The sequence below is a fragment of the Stenotrophomonas sp. AN71 genome (assembly GCF_050435725.1).
Taxonomy (GTDB): domain Bacteria; phylum Pseudomonadota; class Gammaproteobacteria; order Xanthomonadales; family Xanthomonadaceae; genus Stenotrophomonas.
This window is the reverse complement of the sequence record NZ_JBNDKU010000003.1, coordinates 18,576-34,865: the sequence shown is the minus strand read 5'-3', so window position 1 is coordinate 34,865 and position 16,290 is coordinate 18,576. Positions and strand designations below refer to the sequence as shown.

The following is a 16,290-nucleotide window of genomic DNA, read 5'->3' as shown; positions in this document are numbered from 1 at the left end:
AAGACGGCTAGAATACGTCTTTAAGGCAGGTGACGGCCAATGACCCCCAACCCGATCGCGCCGCTTGTCGGCATCGTCATGGGTTCCCGTTCCGACTGGGAAACCATGCAGCACGCCGCCCAGAAGCTTGAAGCCCTGGGTGTTCCGTTCGAAGTGAAGGTGGTGTCCGCGCATCGGACGCCGGATGTGTTGTTCAGTTATGCCGAGCAGGCCGGTTCGCGCGGGCTGCGCGCGATCATTGCCGGCGCCGGCGGTGCCGCGCATCTGCCGGGCATGATCGCGGCCAAGACCGCGGTGCCGGTGCTGGGCGTGCCGGTGCAGTCCAAGGCCCTCAATGGCATGGATTCGCTGCTGTCGATCGTGCAGATGCCGGCCGGCATCCCGGTCGCCACCTTCGCCATCGGCAATGCCGGCGCGTCCAATGCCGCGCTGTTCGCCGCCGCGATGCTGGCCAGCGACCAGCCGGCCATCGGCCAGGCCCTCGACGCCTTCCGCGCTCGCCAGACCGAAGACGTGATGGCCCACGACGATCCGCGCCAATGAGCCTGACTGTCGGCATCCTCGGCGGCGGCCAGCTCGCCCGCATGATGGTCCTGGCCGGTGCGCCACTGGGGCTGCGATTCGAACTGTACGACCCGGCGGCCGATGCCTGCAGCGGCCCGCTGGCGCCGCTCACCGTCGGCGCCTTCGATGACCGCCAGGCGTTGGCGGACTTCGCCGCCAAGGTCGATGTGGTCACCTTCGATTTCGAGAACGTGCCCGCCGACAGTGCGCAGTTCCTGGCCGGCCGCGTGCCGGTGTACCCGCCGCCGGCCGCGCTGGCCGTGGCGCAGGATCGGCTGAGCGAGAAGACCCTGTTCCAGCAGCTGGGCATTCCGCTGCCGGCCTTCGCCGACATCCGCAGCCGTGACGAGCTGGCCGCGAAGGCCGCCGAGTTCGGTCTGCCGTGCATTCTCAAGACCCGACGCCTCGGTTATGACGGCAAGGGCCAGTTCCGCCTGCGCAGTGATGCCGATATCGACGCCGCGTGGGATGCGCTGGGCGCACAGGTCGAGCGCACCGGGCTGATCCTGGAAGGCTTCGTCGCCTTCCAGCGTGAGGTCAGCGTGGTGGCCGTGCGTGGACGCGACGGCAGCTTCCAGGCCTGGCCGGTCACCGGCAACTGGCATGTCGACGGCGTGCTGTCGGCCAGTGTGGCGCCTGCCGTGCTGTCGGCCGCTGAGCACGAGGCTGCGATCGGCTACGCCCGTCGCATCGCCGAGCACCTGCAGTATGTCGGCGTGTTCGCGCTGGAGCTGTTCTGCCGCGATGGTGAGCTGCTGGCCAATGAGATGGCGCCGCGCGTGCACAACTCCGGCCACTGGACCATCGAAGGCAGCGAGACCTCGCAGTTCGAGAACCACCTGCGCGCGGTGCTGGGCCTGCCGCTGGGCAGCACCCGCATGCTCGGCCATGCCTGCATGCTGAACTGGCTGGGCGAGATGCCCGATCCGCTGCCGGTGCTGGGCCAGGCCAGCGGCCATTGGCACGACTACGGCAAGCAGCCGCGCGAGGGCCGCAAGGTCGGCCACGCCACCCTGCGCGACGATGATGCCGCAGCTCTGGCTGACGCGCTGGAGCAGGTGGGCCTGGAACTGGACCGCCAGGCCCAGGTGGTGCCGGCGGTACACGCGCTGCGCCACCGCTGAACAGGGGTGTGCCGGCCAGCGGCCGGCGCTGCCCGGTATTCCTGCAACGTTGTGACGCGCTGGCGCACGCATCGGCGCAACAGCGGCGGTGGTAGCGTGGAACTCCTTTCACTGGAGTCACGACCATGCTCGACTGGAATGCCTACCGCAAGGAACTGAAGGGCCGCATCGGCGAGATCAGCAAGCTCTCGCCGGATACGGTGAAGGGCTATGCCACGCTGTCCAACGCAGGCGCCCAGACCAACCACCTTGACGCCAGGACCCGTGAACTGATCGCGCTGGCGGTGGCGGTCACCACCCGCTGCGACGGCTGCATCACCGTGCACGTGGACGCGGCGTTGAAACAGGGCGCCAGCCGCGAGGAAATCGCTGAGGCGCTGGGCGTGGCGGTCTCGCTCAATGCCGGTGCGGCGCTGGTGTACTCGGCACGGGTGATGGACGCGGTGGTCGCGCACGAGAGCGCGTGAGATCCACCTTGTCGCCGGGCCATGCCCGGCGGATGTCCTCAGCGCAGCCGGCTCTCGGCGAATTCCCAGTTCACCAGCTGCCAGAACGCCTCCAGATAGCGCGCCCGGTCATTCTGGTAGTCGGTGTAGTAGGCGTGTTCCCAGACATCGCAGCCCAGCAGCGGGGTACTGTCGCCGGTCAACGGCGTGCCGCCATTGCGGGTCGCCTGGATGCCCAGCTGCCCGCCCGGATGCTGTACCAGCCATACCCAGCCGGAGCCGAACAGGCCCAATGCAGTGCGGTTGAACTCTTCGCGCAGGCGCTGCACATCACCGAACTGGCGCTTGACCAGTTCGGCCAGCGGGCCCTGCGGCTCGCCACCGCCGCGCGGGCGCAGGCATTGCCAGTAGAAGCCATGGTTCCAGGCCTGGGCTGCTGCGTCGAACAAACGGCCCTGGGCGTGGCGGACGATCTCCTCCAGTGACGCTTCTTCCCACTCGGTGCCGAGGATGCCGGCATTCACCGCATCGATATAGGCACGGTGATGGCGGCCGTGGTGCAGCTCCAGGGCCTGTGCGGACAGGTGCGGCTGCAGGGAGCCGGAGAGGTAGGGCAGGGCGGGCAATTCGACAGGCATGGACAGGTTCGTGGCCAGGGGACGACGGCAGCCTGTTCCATCGGCTTACAATGGCGGCTACCGTGGGCAGTCTAGCCGACCATCGCGGTCGGGTTGCCCGGCGAAGCAAGGAGTGAGGTTGTGGCGGTGATGCAGCAAATCCAGGCCGAGGTCGATCGTTACCCGCTCGTGCTGTTCATGAAGGGCACCCCGCAGTACCCGATGTGTGGTTTCTCCAGCCGCGCCGTACAGGCGCTGATGGCGGCCGGCGCGGTCGCGCTGCGCACCGTCAACGTGCTCGAGGAGCCGGAGGTCCGCGCCAACCTGCCGCGCTTCTCCAACCTGCCGACCTTCCCGCAGCTGTTCATCAACGGTGAGCTGATCGGCGGCTGTGACATCGTGATGGAACTGTTTGAATCCGGCGAGCTCAAGCGGATCGTCGAAGAGGCGGCCCAGGGATGAGTGCCTGGCCATCGACGTCACCGACTGACGGGGCGCTCGATGGCCGTCCGTTGCAGGACCGTGTGGTGCTGGTGGCTGGCGCCGGTGGTGGTCTGGGCAGTGCGGCGGCGGTGGCCGCGGCGGCGGCCGGCGCCACCGTGGTCCTGCTGGGACGCAAGCCACGCCGGCTTGACCGGGTCTATACCCAGGTCCAGGCGGTGGGGCCGGAGCCGCTGCTCTACCCGCTGGACCTGGAAGGTGCGGGCCCAGACGACTACGCCGAACTGGCGCAGGCGTTGCAGCGTGAGTTGGGGCGGTTGGATGGCCTGCTGGTCTGCGCCGCCCATTTTCCAGGCTTGACCCCCTTCGAGCTGGCCGACCCGGCCAGTTTCGCCCGCGCGATCCACGTCACCCTGACGGCCCCGGCCTGGCTGGCGCAGGCGTGCCTGCCGCTGCTGCGGCAGCGCGAGGATGCCGCTCTGGTGCTTGCAGTTGATGCCCCCGAACGGGTGGGGCAGGCCTATTGGGGAGGGTATGGCGTGGCCCAGCACGGCCTGCGCGGGCTGATCGGCAGCCTGCACGATGAGCTGGGGCGCAGCCCGGTCCGGGTCAGTGGCCTCTATCCCGGCCCGCTGCGCACCGCGCTGCGGGCGCGTGCCTACTCGGTCGATCAGGATCCCGCCGCGCGGGGTCCCGAGGCCGCCGCTGCCGCGGCGGTGACCCTGCTGTCCCGTGCCGGCCAGGCCTGGCGCGGGCAGATCCTCGATGCCAGCGGTGATCCGGCTGGCGTGTGAAGGTGGTCGTAAGGCGGAATGAAGAACCCGTCACGATTGCGTTGCGATCCGGTGCCGTTTGTCGCACAACCGTCACATTGATGGCGTAGCGTGTTAATCTAGTGTTAACCGTTATGGCTACCTTCAGCCAAGCGGTAGGGAACCCCAGATAACTCTCCGACCAGCCACCCGCAGGGCTGATTGGATGCGCTTTTTTTCCGCCATCGCCAACTCGCATCGAGGCTACCGAAAAATGACTCACCCACTCCGGATGTCCAAGCTTACCCTTGGTCTCGTGGCTGCACTTGCCGCCGCCCCCGCCTTTGCCCAGAGCACCTCTGCCGGTGTCGGCGGCCAGGTCATCTCCCGCGGCGGCCAGCCCGTCGTCGGCGCTGAAGTCACCATCACCCACACCGAGTCGGGCACCGTTTCGCGTGCTACCACCGATGCGGCGGGTCGCTACAACGCGCGCGGCCTGCGCGTGGGTGGCCCGTACACCATCACCATCACCAAGCCGGGTGAAGGCACCAAGACCGAAGATGGCGTCTACCTGGGCGTGAACCAGACCGGCACCATCAACGCCACCCTGGCCGGCGACCTGGTCGGTGCGACCAACCTGGACACCGTGCAGGTCACCGCTGTCGGCGGCGGCTCGGAAGTGTTCAGCGCCACCAAGATGGGCTCGGGCACCAACATCAGCCAGCAGCAGATCGAAGTTGCGCCGTCCATCGGCGGCAACATCCAGGATCTGATGCGCCTGGACCCGCGCGTGACCTTCATCGATCGCGCCTCGGGCTCGATCTCGGCCGGTGGCCAGAACCCGCGCTTCAACTCGATCAACATCGACGGCGTCTCGGCCAGCGACACCTTCGGCCTGGAAGGCAACAACATGCCGACCCGCCGCCAGCCGGTCGCGATGGAAGCCATCGAAGCGCTGGACATCAACCTGTCCAACTACGACGTCAGCATCGCTGCCGCCGCCGGCGCCACCGTCAATGCGGTGACCAAGTCGGGTACCAACGAATTCCACGGTTCGGTCTACGGCACCTACCGTGACGGTGACTGGTTCGGTGACAATCCGGAAGGTCAGCCGTTCAAGGGCTTCACCAAGGAAAAGACCTACGGCATGACCCTGGGTGGTCCGCTGGTCAAGGACAAGCTGTTCTTCTTCGCCAACTACGAGAAGTTCGAGCAGGCCGCTCCGGGTGCCGACATCTCCGGTACCGCGCTGGGCAAGGCCAACGCCAACTTCAATGCCGCTGACGTGGCGCGCGCCCAGCAGATCGCCAAGGACGTCTACGGCTTCGAGGCCGGCGGCACCGAAAGCAATGGCGACACCAGCATGGAAGAGTACGCGCTGAAGCTGGACTGGAACATCAGCGACAACCACCGTGCCAACATCCGCTACAGCAAGATCGACCAGAGCAAGCTGCGCATCAATGGCATGAACTCGACCTCGGCCGCGTCGCTGAGCTCGTACTGGTACCAGCAGGCCAAGACCAACGAGAGCTACGTCGCCCAGGTGTTCAGCGACTGGAGCGACACCTTCTCGACCGAACTGAAGGCGTCGTACCGCGAGTTCTCCTCGATCCGCGAAGTGCCGACCAATGCCCCGAGCATCCGCGTCTACTTCCCGCGCAATCCGACCACCCCGCAGGGTGACTCGCTGTACCTGGGTACCGAAGCCAACTCGCAGAACAACGTCCTGCAGACCAAGGCGTGGAACTACTACGCCGCGGCGACCTGGACCCTGGGCAACCACGACCTGAAGTTCGGTGCCTCTTACGACACCAACGACATCTACAACTACTTCGGCGCCAACTCGTGGGGCACCTACACCTTCTACGGCCTGGACAACTTCGCCGCCGGCCGCTGGCAGACCTACCAGTACAACAAGGAAAACCAGCCGGGCTCGATCGCTGCTGACTACACGTTCAGCAACCTGGCCCTGTTCGTGCAGGATACCTGGTACGTCAACAGCAACCTGACCCTGACCATGGGCGTGCGCGCCGACCGTCCGGACACCAGCCCGTCGCCGGCCTTCAACCAGAAGGCGCTCAATGCCTATGGCTATGACAACAGCAAGGTGTTTGGCGGCAGCTTCCTGATCCAGCCGCGCGTGGGCTTCAACTACACCTTCGACACCGAGCGCCCGACCCAGCTGCGCGGCGGCGTGGGCCTGTTCCAGGGTGATGCCCCGCAGGTGTGGCTGAGCAACAGCTACTCCACCACCGGCTTCAACTACACCGCGTATAACATCACCGGCTACAACGGCATGCCGTTCAACGCCAACAAGGACACCCAGCCGGTTCCGAACACCCCGGGGCAGGCGCGCCAGAACGTCAGCTTCGTCGGCAAGGACTTCAAGCTGCCGTCGATCTACAAGGCCAACATCGCCCTGGATCACGAGCTGCCGTGGTACGGCATCGTGGCTTCGGCTGAACTGCTGGTCACCAAGGTCAAGGATGGCCTGTACTACCAGCACCTGAACCTGGGCCAGGGTCGCCAGGTCGGTCCGGATGGCCGCGTCAACTACTACGCGCCGTCGGCTGACGGCCGCCAGTGGGCGACCGGTAATGCGCGCTACCGTGCCAATGGTGATTTCGATGCGGTCTATCTGATCGACAACACCAGCAAGGGCCGTACCTCGCAGGCCACCTTCTCGCTGGCCAAGCCGTGGAGCAACGACAGCGACTGGTCCTGGAACATCGGCTACACCTATACCGATGCCAAGGAAGTGGGTTCGCTGACCAGCTCCACCGCAGGTTCGGGCTGGGGCTACCAGTACGCCTTCGACGCCAACGCCGATCAGCTGAACACCTCGCGCTACCAGATCCGCGACCGCCTGTCGGGCTCGCTGAACTGGAAGCACAAGTTCTTCGGCGACTACGAAACCAAGGTCGGCCTGGTGTACGAAGGCCGCAGCGGTCGTCCGTTCAGCTACATCTACGCCAACGACGCCAATGGCGACGGCCGCTCGGGCAACGACCTGTTCTACGTGCCGCAGCGTGGTGAAGTGCTGTTCGGCGCCCTGGACCTCAATGGCCGCTTCGCTCCGGATGCCGACATGGAGAAGAAGTTCTTCGCTTGGCTGGCGCAGAACCCGCAGCTTGAGAAGTACGCCGGCAGCGTTGCCCCGGCCAACGGTTTCCGTACCGGCTGGATCAACACCTTCGACGTGCGCATCAGCCAGCAGCTGCCGGGCTTCATGAAGGGCCACAAGTCCGAGATCTGGGTCGACATCCAGAACGTCGGCAACATGCTGAACAAGAAGTGGGGCAACATCTACGACTACGGCTTCTACGCCAACAACCGTGTTGCAACCCTGCAGGGCCTGTACCAGGGCAAGTACGTGTACAACTTCACTGGCGCCGATTCCCCGAGCGTGGCCAACCAGGATGCCGACGGCTTCGATGCCGGTGTCTCGCAGTGGTCGCTGCAGCTGGGCTTCCGCTACCAGTTCTGATGCACTGACGTAGCATTGCTGTAAACGGAAACGGCCGGGGAAACCCGGCCGTTTCCCGTTCAAGCGAAAGCCCTTGCGGAATGCAGAACATCGGCGTAGCATCCAAGAATGTGCGCGGCGCCAACGCCGCCCAGGCGGGCCCGGAAAGGCGAACGCGGGCAGCACACATCCAACGGTCGGGCTTCCCGGCCGTTTTGCTTTTTAAGGGGGCGGCAGTACAGTCGGACACCTTAAAGGAAGCAGAAAATTGGATATGACGACGAACGAAAAAGCAGCGCGGACGCTGCCGGTGCAGGATGCGCGGATCTACCCGCGCGGCGGGCTGGATGTGCTGTCGCGGGCCGAGGTGGCACGTTTGCGCGATGCCTCCGCCGGCGGCATGCATGAGTTGTTGCGCCGCTGCGCGCTGGCGGTGCTGACCAGTGGCAGTGCGTCTGACGATCCGCGCGCGGCGCGTGATCTTTACCCCGATTTCGACATCCAGGTGGCGCAGCAGGATCGCGGCGTACGCATCGACCTGGTCAATGCCCCGGCGATGGCCTTCGTCGATGGCGAGATCATCCGCGGCGTTGCCGAGCTGCTGTTCGCGGTAGTGCGCGACCTGGCCTACATGGCCATCGAAATGGGCCCGGCCTACGCGGCCGAGCTGGAGTCGTCCGAAGGCATCACCAACGCGGTGTTCGGTCTGCTGCGCAACGCGCGCATCCTCAACCCGGGCGACCCCAACCTGGTGGTGTGCTGGGGCGGCCACTCGATCTCACGCGACGAGTACCTGTACACCAAGCAGGTCGGCTACGAGCTGGGCCTGCGTGGCCTGGATATCTGCACCGGCTGCGGCCCGGGTGCGATGAAGGGCCCGATGAAGGGCGCCACCATCGCCCATGCCAAGCAGCGGCGCACCGTGACGCGCTACATCGGCCTGACCGAGCCGGGCATCATCGCCGCCGAGTCGCCGAACCCGATCGTCAACCACCTGGTGATCATGCCGGACATCGAGAAGCGCCTCGAGGCCTTCGTCCGCATCGGCCACGGCATCATCGTGTTCGCTGGTGGTGTCGGCACCGCCGAGGAAATCCTGTACCTGCTCGGCATCCTGCTGCGCGAGGAGAACAAGGACCTGCCGTTCCCGCTGATCCTGACCGGCCCGACCGTGGCTGCGCCATACTTCGAGCAGATCGACCGTTTCATCCGCCTGACCCTGGGTGATGAAGCTGCCGAGCGCTACGAGATCATCATCGGCGACCCGGTCGCGGTGGCGAAGAAGATGGCCAACGGCATCAAGCGCGTGCGTGAGCACCGCCTGGCGCAGAAAGACTCCTTCTTCTTCAACTGGTCGATCGAGATTCCGTGGGAGTACCAGCAGCCGTTCGTGCCGACCCATGAGGCGATGGCCGCACTGGACCTGCACCACGGGCGTGCGCCGCACGCGCTGGCGGCCGACCTGCGCCGGGCGTTCTCGGGCATCGTGGCCGGCAACGTGAAGGAAGACGGCATGCGCCGCATCGAGCAGTTCGGGCCGTTCCAGATCCACGGCGACACGGACATGATGCAGGCGCTGGATGCACTGCTGCGCGCCTTCGTCGAGCAGCGCCGGATGAAGATCTCCGGCGAGTACCAGCCCTGCTATCAGGTGCTGGCCTGACCGGCCCGGGGTTGGATCCCATCGGGCTCCGACCCCTGCCGCGGGTTGCCGACAGGGTAGGGGCTGTCAACCCTTTGACGCCCGTCGCCCCGGAATGACCGTTCGTCCTGCCGCCGCTTGCCGGTGGCGGGAGGATCGCGCATCGTGGCGCTCAACACGCTGGGGAGCGTCCAATGTCTTTGCGCCGGCAAAACGGTTTCACGCTGGTTGAGTTGATGGTCACGCTGGCCGTCTTCGTGATCCTGGCGTCGATCGCCTATCCGAGTTTCCGCGGCATGATCCGCTCGAACCGGCTTGCAACCGCCAACAATGAACTGATTGCACTGGCCAACCTGGCCCGTAGCGAAGGTGTACGCAACAGCCGCGGCGGCGGCGTCTGTGGCAGTACCGACGGCAAGGCCTGTGACGGCGACTGGTCCAAGGGCGTGCTGGCCTGGTCGGACCTGGATGGTGACGGCCAGATGAGCAGTGGCGATGTCGCGCTGCGCTACTCGCAGGGCAATCCGCAGCTGAGCGTGGTGGGGCCGCCGGGCGCGACCATCGCCTTCGATGGGCGTGGGCGACGCAGGGCGAGCGCTGATCAGACCCTGGTGCTGTCGCCGGACAGCTGCAAGGCCGGTGAATCGAAAAGCACGTTGACGATCAATCAATCCGGCCAGGTCCGGGTGACCAAGGGAACCTGCTCATGAGCCGCCGCAACCTGGCCCGCCCGCGCGCGTCGCAGGGGGGCTTCAGCCTGATCGAAGTGATGGTGGCGGTGCTGATCCTGGCCTTCGGCCTGCTTGGCTTCGCCCTGTTGCAGACCACCAGTGTCCGCTTCGTGCAGAGCGCGAATTACCGGACCCAGGCGACCAACCTGGCCAACGACCTGATCGAGCTGATGCGTGCGCAGCGCACCGATACGCTGGACGGCGGCGCCTATTCCACGGCCTCGTTCTCCGCTGGCGCGGTGAAGCCGACCAGTGCCTGTGCCTGGCCGACCGGTGCGGCGGTGACGCCGAAGACGAATGTGGCGCGCTGGCAGTGCGAAGTCGTGCGGACGCTGGGTGAGAAGGCCAGTGCCCAGGTCACCTTCGTGCAGAGTACCGGCCAGGTCAGCGTTGCGATCAGCTGGGGAGACCAGCGCTGGGATCCCAAGGATCCCGACAGCCTCACCACCTTCGGCCTGACGACCTTCCTGTGAAAGCGCCCATGAGCCCCATTTCGCGAGTCCGCGGCCTGTCGCTGATCGAACTGATGATCGCCATGGTCATCGGTCTGGTCCTGATGCTGGGCGTGACCCAGATCTTCATTGCCTCGCGCGCGGCCTCGCGCCTGTCCGAAGGTGCTGCCCGTACCCAGGAGAACGCGCGCTTCGCGCTGGATTTCCTGCAGCGCGACCTGCGTATGGCCGGCCACTTCGGCTGCGTCAACGACCAGGCGCACGTGATCAAGAACACCGGGGACGTCGGCTACCATCTGGGCATCAGTTCCGGCAGTGGCGATCCGCTGGATTTCTCGGTTCCGGTGCAGGGCTATGAGGCGGCAGGTACCGCGCCGGGCACCACGCTGATGCTGGGACGTGCCTGGAGTGCGGCACAGTCGGTTCCTAAGAGCATCACCGGCCTGAAGCCGGCGCCGCTTCCCGGCAGCGACATCCTGGTGCTGCGCCTGCTGAGTCCGGAAGGGGCGGTCGTGACCGGCGTGTCCGTGGCCGGCACGGCCACCACGCTGACCGTTTCCAGCGATGGCATGACCCGCCTGAAGGCCAACGCCGCAGGCACGCCCACGGTCTTCGCGCTGGCCGACTGCACCCGTGCCGACGTGTTTCCGGCCACCGTCACCGGTTCGACCGTCAAGGTCGACAAGGTCGACCTGAGCAACTACTCGGTCAACAACGCGATGACGATGCTGTATCGCGCCGACGGCATGGCCTACTACATCGCCACCAATACCAACGGCGAGCCTGCGCTGTACCGCGCGCGGGCCAACGGCGCCGGTGGTTATGGTGACGGCGAGGAACTGGTGGAAGGCATCGAGAACATGCAGTTCCTGTATGGCCTGGATGCCACCACCAACATCGCGTTGTCGACGCCGCCGACCGGCCGTATCGTCGACCAGCGCGTGGCCAGTGCGGTCAGCACCGGCACCGATGCGGCCGCCGCCGGGCAGTGGCGCCGCGTGGGCATGGTGCAGGTGGGCCTGCTGGCGCGCAGTCCGCAACGTGCCTCGGCCGAAGCGCCGGGAAGCGCGGCGACCTATCCGGCCATCCTGGGTGTCAGCTTTGCCCCGGCCGATCCTTATGACCAGCGCCATCGCGGCGCCTATGAAGCGTCCGTTGCCTTGCGCAACCGCTTGTTCGGGAACTGACGACCATGCGCTCCCCTTCTTCCTCCCGGCGCCGCCCCTTTGCTGGCCAGGCACGACAGCAGGGCGCCGTGCTCTACGTCGCGCTGATCATGCTGGTGCTGCTGGCCCTGCTTGGGGTGATCGGCATGCAGGTGGCGGGCATGCAGGAACGTATGGCGGCCGGCTACCGGGCGACCAACATGGCATTCCAGAATGCCGAGGGCGCCGCCCGCAGCGTCGAGAACGCGGTGGAGAACATCGCCAACCGCAAGGACGCCGGCGCCAATCCGGCCGTGGCGTCGTCGGACATCAGTCAGCAGTGTGACGATGGGTTCGATCCCTCCGGCTGGGTGACCAAGACGACGCTGGGCAGCAAGCCGGCCGTCAATGTCCGCGAGATCCAGGGCTGCATCCAGGGAGAAGGTTCGCTGGACATGGGCAAGTCGGTGGAAAAGCCAACGCCGGTCTACCAGATCACGACCTATGCCGGTGACACCACCGGTGATGCGACGTCGCGTGCGGCGATCGATACCGTATTCAAGCTGTGAGGGTGGGGTGCCCATGAACACGCGCAATCGCAGGATCCTGGCAGGCGTTGGCCTTGCCGTCTTGGCCGCTGGCGGCTATCTGGCGCACACCCTGTTCGCCGCACAGGCGCAGGGCGTGCTGGCGCAGGAGCCGATGAACGTGCAGACCCGCGCGACGCCGGCCTTCATCATGGCGGTGGACGATTCGGGTTCGATGAACTTCGAACGCATGTTCCCCGGTGGTGACGGACGCATGCGCTGGAACAGCAACACCAGCAGCTTCTTCAACAACGATGGCAGCTTCTTCAGCGTCGGCACCGCGTGCGCGAACAACTCGGTGGACTGCTATCTCTACCTGTACCCGCACACGGATTTCAACAAGGAGTATTCGCCGGGGCGCGCCATTCCGCCGCTGGACATCTACGGCTTCGCCCGTTCGCATGTCTATAACGCCAGCTACTTCAATCCGGATGTGACCTACCGGCCGTGGACCAACGCCGACGGCACGTTGTGGGCGGACGCATCGATCAGCCAGACGCGCGCGGATCCACGTTCCAACCAGCGCGGCTACAACGCCGTGTACAACATGACGGCCGACCGTGCCAGCACCTCGGAGCAGTTCCAGTTCGTCAGCGGCATGCGCATTCCGGACCTGTCGGGTACCGGCAATTCCTACTACACCAGTCGTGGCTGGAGTACGGCGGCGGTCAATAACACCGGCAACACCACCTATGCGGTGACCTATTTCCCGGCGACGTTCTACCTGCCTGCCGCCAGCCCTGCGCCGGCCGGCTACAAGACCGACAACGCCAGTCGTCCGCTCATCTCGGGCGCCTGTGGTCCTGGCTGCGACATGCGCCGTTACCAGATCAAGGCGGCCAACTACTCGAGCGCGGCGGCATACAACGCCGCGATCCAGAGTTTCTCCAACTGGTTCCAGTATCACCGCAACCGCGTGCTGGCCATCGTCGGCTCCTCGACGGCTGCGCTGGTGAGCGTGGATACGATGCGTGTGGGCTACTTCACCATCAACAAGCTCAGCAACGCGACCATGTATGACATGGTCACCAACCGCGCCGACCTGTATTCGCAGATCTACACGCTGACCGCCAATGGCGGCACGCCGAACCGCCGCGCCGTGGAGTACATGGTCGATCAGTTCCGCCGTACGGACGCCGATGCGCCGGTGCAGCTGGCCTGCCAGCGCAATGGCGGCATGCTGTTCACCGATGGCTACACCAACTCCGGCAATGCACCGAACGGCTCCTTCGGTGATGCCGACTCGGTGAATTCGACCCAGCTGCCGTCCATTCCGTTTGCCGATGGCTACAGCAACACCATCGCCGACATCGCCGCGGCCGCCTATGCCGGTGCGCGCACGCCGCTGCGTACCGGAACCAGCTTCCCGGTCGGGCAGGTCCCGGTCAGCGACAAGTGCAACACGCTGGACAAGGGCAGCCCGGACTGGAAGCGCCTGGACTGCCAGACCGATCTGCACATGAATTTCTATGGTGTGACGCTTGGCGCGCAGGGCCGGATCTACGGCGTGAACCAGGCTGCAACCGACGATCCGTACAAGAATCCGCCGAACTGGGCCGGCAATGGCAACCCGCTGAATGTCGATGACGGTACCGTCATCGATGAGCTGTGGCATGCCGCCGTCAACAGCCGTGGCGAGTTCATCAACGCGCAGACGCCGGCCGATGTGACCGAGGCGATGCGCCGGGTGCTGTCCTCGATCACTGGCGGTGCTTCGCCCTCGGGCACGATCGGCATCAGTGGTGCACGCATCGGTGCCGGTTCGCTGGCGGTGACGCCGCGCTATGACATCACCAACAGTGGCACCGACTGGTCGAGCAAGCTCAGTGCTGCCAGCGTCAAGGTCAACGCCGACCAGGTGGCCGAGTTGACCGAAGTCTGGGAGGCCTCCAGCCGTCTTTCCTCGTCCGGTCGCCGGATCGTGGCCAACAAGGCCGGGTCGCCGGTGGACTTCAACAGCGCCCGGATCTCCCTGCAGGATCTGTGCAGCAAGCCCAGCGGCAAATACGCGACGATGCTGGTCTGCTCCACCGACAAGCTGACGACGATCAAGGCCGATCTGGCCAGCGCCATCAACTATCTCAGTGCGGACAGTTCGACCGAGGTCCGCAACGGCGGCAAGTATCGTGACCGGACCACACCGCTGGGTGACATCGTCAATTCGGCGCCGGTGGTGAGCTCGCCGCTGGACGACTACGGTTACCGTCAGCTGGGCGGTACCTACGCCAAGAGCTACACCGACTACCTGGCCACCAAGGCCAAGTCGCAGCGGTACATGGTCTATGTCGGCGCCAACGACGGCATGCTGCATGCCTTCGATGGCGGCATGGGGGCCGATGCCAAGCAGGATGGCAGCGGCGGCAGGGAGAGTTTTGCCTATATCCCGGCCACGGCGCTGGGCCACATGGCCAATCTGCTGTTCCCGTACAAGTCCGACACCGCCGACCAGACCTTCCGCCATCGCTACTATGTCGACGGCCCGGTCACGGTGTCCGATACGTTCAATGGCACTGGCTGGCAGACCAGCCTGGTAGGCACCACCGGTGCCGGTGGTCGCTCGGTGTTCGCATTGGATGTCACCGCGCCGGGAAGTTTCGGCACCGGCAACCTGCTCTGGGAAATCAGTGACATCAACGCGTCGCTGAAGGACGAGGTGCGCAACAACATCGGCTTCGTGCTGGGCAAGCCAGTGATCGTGCCGGTGAAGAGTGGTACCGGCGTGGCCTGGAAGGCGATCTTCGGCAATGGCTATGGCAGTGCCAATGGCAAGGCCGTGCTGTTCGTGGTCGACATGGCCAGCGGCGACATCCGCATGATCGAAGCCACCGAAGGCACCAGTGGCGCCGGCGTGTCCGGTGACAACGGCCTGGGCAACGTGGTCGTGGTCGATCGCTGGACCGGCGCGAGCCAGGATGCGCGTGGCCGTGATGGCCTGGCCGACACCGTTTATGCCGCCGACCAGCGTGGCGCCGTGTGGAAGTTCGACCTGACCAGCAGCGCGAACACCGCGCTGACTGTGCCGGTGTTCACCAGCCAGACCAGCCAGGATTCGTCCGGCAAGACCTACCGGCAGCCGATCACCGGTGGCATGACGGCCGCGACCGGCCCGTCAGGCGGTGTCATGCTCTATTTCGGTACCGGCAGCTTCTCCTTCACCAGTGACAAGGACGACAAGGCACAGCAGGCGCTGTATGCCGTGAACGATCTGTCCGGCAAGAGCGTGACCTCGACCGTGACCGCTGCCAACCTGGTTCCCTACACCGCAGCGGCCCCGGGTACGGGCAGTGATGAGCGCAAGATCACTGCAGGGACGGCGCCGGCGAACGCGCGTGGCTGGATGATCCAGCTTCCGGCCAGCAATGGCGAGCGCGCTGTCGGCAATCCGATGCTGGTCAGCGGCATCGTCTTCATGCCGACCTATGTGCCCAACATGCAGACCGTCGGCTGTTCCACCAGTGGTTCGAACTGGTTGTTCGGGTTGTCCTCGATCAGCGGCCTGCCGATGCTGGAGAACGTGCGCTATGGCTCGCCGACCGGTAGCCAGCCGGGCACGGGCACGGCGGCCATCGCCTTGAAGACGGGCGGAACCGCTCCGGTTCGCGATGTCTCGCTGTCGGTGCTGCCACGCCCGACGAGCAAGGCGCCGCCGGGCGGCAGTTCCTGCTGGATGGCCGTCGGTGCCGCCGGCAGCCAGGCGCTTTACCTGCCTTACCCGTGCGGTCGCCAGTCCTGGCGCCAGCTCCAGTAACCCTGTGCGAGGATCCACGCCCATGCTGCACACCTCCCTGCCTCGCCGCGCGGCTGGCTTCACGCTGCTCGAACTGATGATCGTAGTGATCGTCATCGGCATCCTGGCGGCGATCGCCATTCCGTCCTACCAGGAGTACGTGCGGCGATCGCACCGTGCGGTGGTGAAGGCGGACCTGGCCGAGTATGCGCAGCGTGCCGAGCGCTACCACACCAGCAACAACTCCTACACGGGCTATGCGCTGCCGACCAAGGTGTCGCCGCGTGATGGCGGCACGACGCGCTACAACCTGGATTACAAGGGGGATGGCACCAGTTTCACCATCACCGCCACGCCGCAGGGTACGCAGCTGAAGGACAGCTGCGGCGTGTTGAGCGTGGACCAGGCCAACCGCAAGACGGCCGAAGGTGGCGTTGCCAACTGCTGGTGAATCGGGTGTTGATCTTCCCGTGAACGCCCAGTACAATGCGCCTCCCCGCCCGAATAGCTCAGCCGGTTAGAGCACTTGACTGTTAATCAGGGGGTCGTTGGTTCGAGTCCAACTTCGGGCGCCAGATACTGAAAAAGCCGCGAGA

Annotated in this window: 14 protein-coding genes and 1 tRNA gene; 14 read left to right on the top strand and 1 reads right to left on the bottom strand. The window is 65.5% G+C overall.

Translation table 11 applies throughout. The annotated features are described in order from the left end of the window. Positions 1-39 precede the first annotated feature (39 nt). The 3 genes from purE (at position 40) to ABH900_RS06130 (ending at position 2,155) form a co-directional block, all read left to right on the top strand. Positions 40-543 carry a 5-(carboxyamino)imidazole ribonucleotide mutase gene (gene purE, locus ABH900_RS06140; RefSeq protein ID WP_099820029.1) on the top strand — a complete coding sequence of 168 codons (504 nt, stop codon included), beginning with the start codon at positions 40-42 and terminating at the stop codon, positions 541-543. After that, on the top strand, positions 540-1,688 hold the full coding sequence (locus tag ABH900_RS06135) for a 5-(carboxyamino)imidazole ribonucleotide synthase (RefSeq protein ID WP_429622019.1): 1,149 nt from the start codon (positions 540-542) through the stop codon (positions 1,686-1,688). Before purE ends, ABH900_RS06135 begins: the two co-directional genes overlap by 4 nt. Positions 1,689-1,813: 125 nt before the next feature. Continuing rightward, positions 1,814-2,155 (top strand): carboxymuconolactone decarboxylase family protein, encoded by a 342-nt coding sequence (locus ABH900_RS06130; protein ID WP_429622018.1) that lies wholly within the window; start codon positions 1,814-1,816, stop codon positions 2,153-2,155. Between the two features lie 38 nt (positions 2,156-2,193). Here ABH900_RS06130 and ABH900_RS06125 read toward each other — a convergent pair whose 3' ends face one another. Further along, the gene (locus ABH900_RS06125) at positions 2,194-2,772 is read right to left on the bottom strand and encodes a superoxide dismutase (protein WP_429622017.1); all 579 of its coding nucleotides are present in this window, start codon (positions 2,770-2,772) and stop codon (positions 2,194-2,196) included. Positions 2,773-2,892: 120 nt separating this feature from the next. Here ABH900_RS06125 and grxD point away from each other — a divergent pair, with 120 nt between their 5' ends. From grxD to ABH900_RS06070, 11 genes are all read left to right on the top strand, one after another. Further along, the gene (gene grxD / locus ABH900_RS06120) at positions 2,893-3,213 is read left to right on the top strand and encodes a Grx4 family monothiol glutaredoxin (RefSeq protein ID WP_429622016.1); all 321 of its coding nucleotides are present in this window, start codon (positions 2,893-2,895) and stop codon (positions 3,211-3,213) included. Then, on the top strand, positions 3,210-3,986 hold the full coding sequence (locus tag ABH900_RS06115; protein WP_429622015.1) for an SDR family NAD(P)-dependent oxidoreductase: 777 nt from the start codon (positions 3,210-3,212) through the stop codon (positions 3,984-3,986). Before grxD ends, ABH900_RS06115 begins: the two co-directional genes overlap by 4 nt. Before the next feature lie 250 nt (positions 3,987-4,236). Further along, positions 4,237-7,431 (top strand): TonB-dependent receptor, encoded by a 3,195-nt coding sequence (locus tag ABH900_RS06110; protein WP_429622014.1) that lies wholly within the window; start codon positions 4,237-4,239, stop codon positions 7,429-7,431. Positions 7,432-7,684: 253 nt separating this feature from the next. After that, entirely contained in the window at positions 7,685-9,073 is a 1,389-nt protein-coding gene (gene ppnN, locus ABH900_RS06105) for a nucleotide 5'-monophosphate nucleosidase PpnN (protein WP_429622013.1), read from the top strand. A gap of 173 nt (positions 9,074-9,246) precedes the next feature. Continuing rightward, positions 9,247-9,762: a GspH/FimT family pseudopilin gene (locus tag ABH900_RS06100; protein WP_429622012.1), complete on the top strand. Its 516-nt coding sequence runs from the start codon at positions 9,247-9,249 to the stop codon at positions 9,760-9,762. Continuing rightward, entirely contained in the window at positions 9,759-10,256 is a 498-nt protein-coding gene (pilV, locus tag ABH900_RS06095; protein WP_429622011.1) for a type IV pilus modification protein PilV, read from the top strand. The genes ABH900_RS06100 and pilV overlap by 4 nt, the downstream gene beginning before the upstream one ends. Before the next feature lie 8 nt (positions 10,257-10,264). Continuing rightward, complete coding sequence (locus ABH900_RS06090; RefSeq protein WP_429622010.1) at positions 10,265-11,422, top strand: PilW family protein; 1,158 nt, start codon at positions 10,265-10,267, stop codon at positions 11,420-11,422. A 5-nt stretch (positions 11,423-11,427) separates the two neighbouring features. Continuing rightward, positions 11,428-11,949 carry a pilus assembly PilX family protein gene (locus ABH900_RS06085; RefSeq protein WP_429622009.1) on the top strand — a complete coding sequence of 174 codons (522 nt, stop codon included), beginning with the start codon at positions 11,428-11,430 and terminating at the stop codon, positions 11,947-11,949. 13 nt (positions 11,950-11,962) lie between these two features. Then, complete coding sequence (locus ABH900_RS06080; protein ID WP_429622008.1) at positions 11,963-15,715, top strand: pilus assembly protein; 3,753 nt, start codon at positions 11,963-11,965, stop codon at positions 15,713-15,715. A 22-nt stretch (positions 15,716-15,737) separates the two neighbouring features. Next, a complete protein-coding gene (locus tag ABH900_RS06075) occupies positions 15,738-16,145 on the top strand; it encodes a type IV pilin protein (protein ID WP_429622007.1) in 408 nt (135 codons plus the stop codon). A 47-nt stretch (positions 16,146-16,192) separates the two neighbouring features. Further along, a tRNA-Asn gene (locus tag ABH900_RS06070) sits at positions 16,193-16,269 on the top strand. Positions 16,270-16,290: the final 21 nt, after the last annotated feature.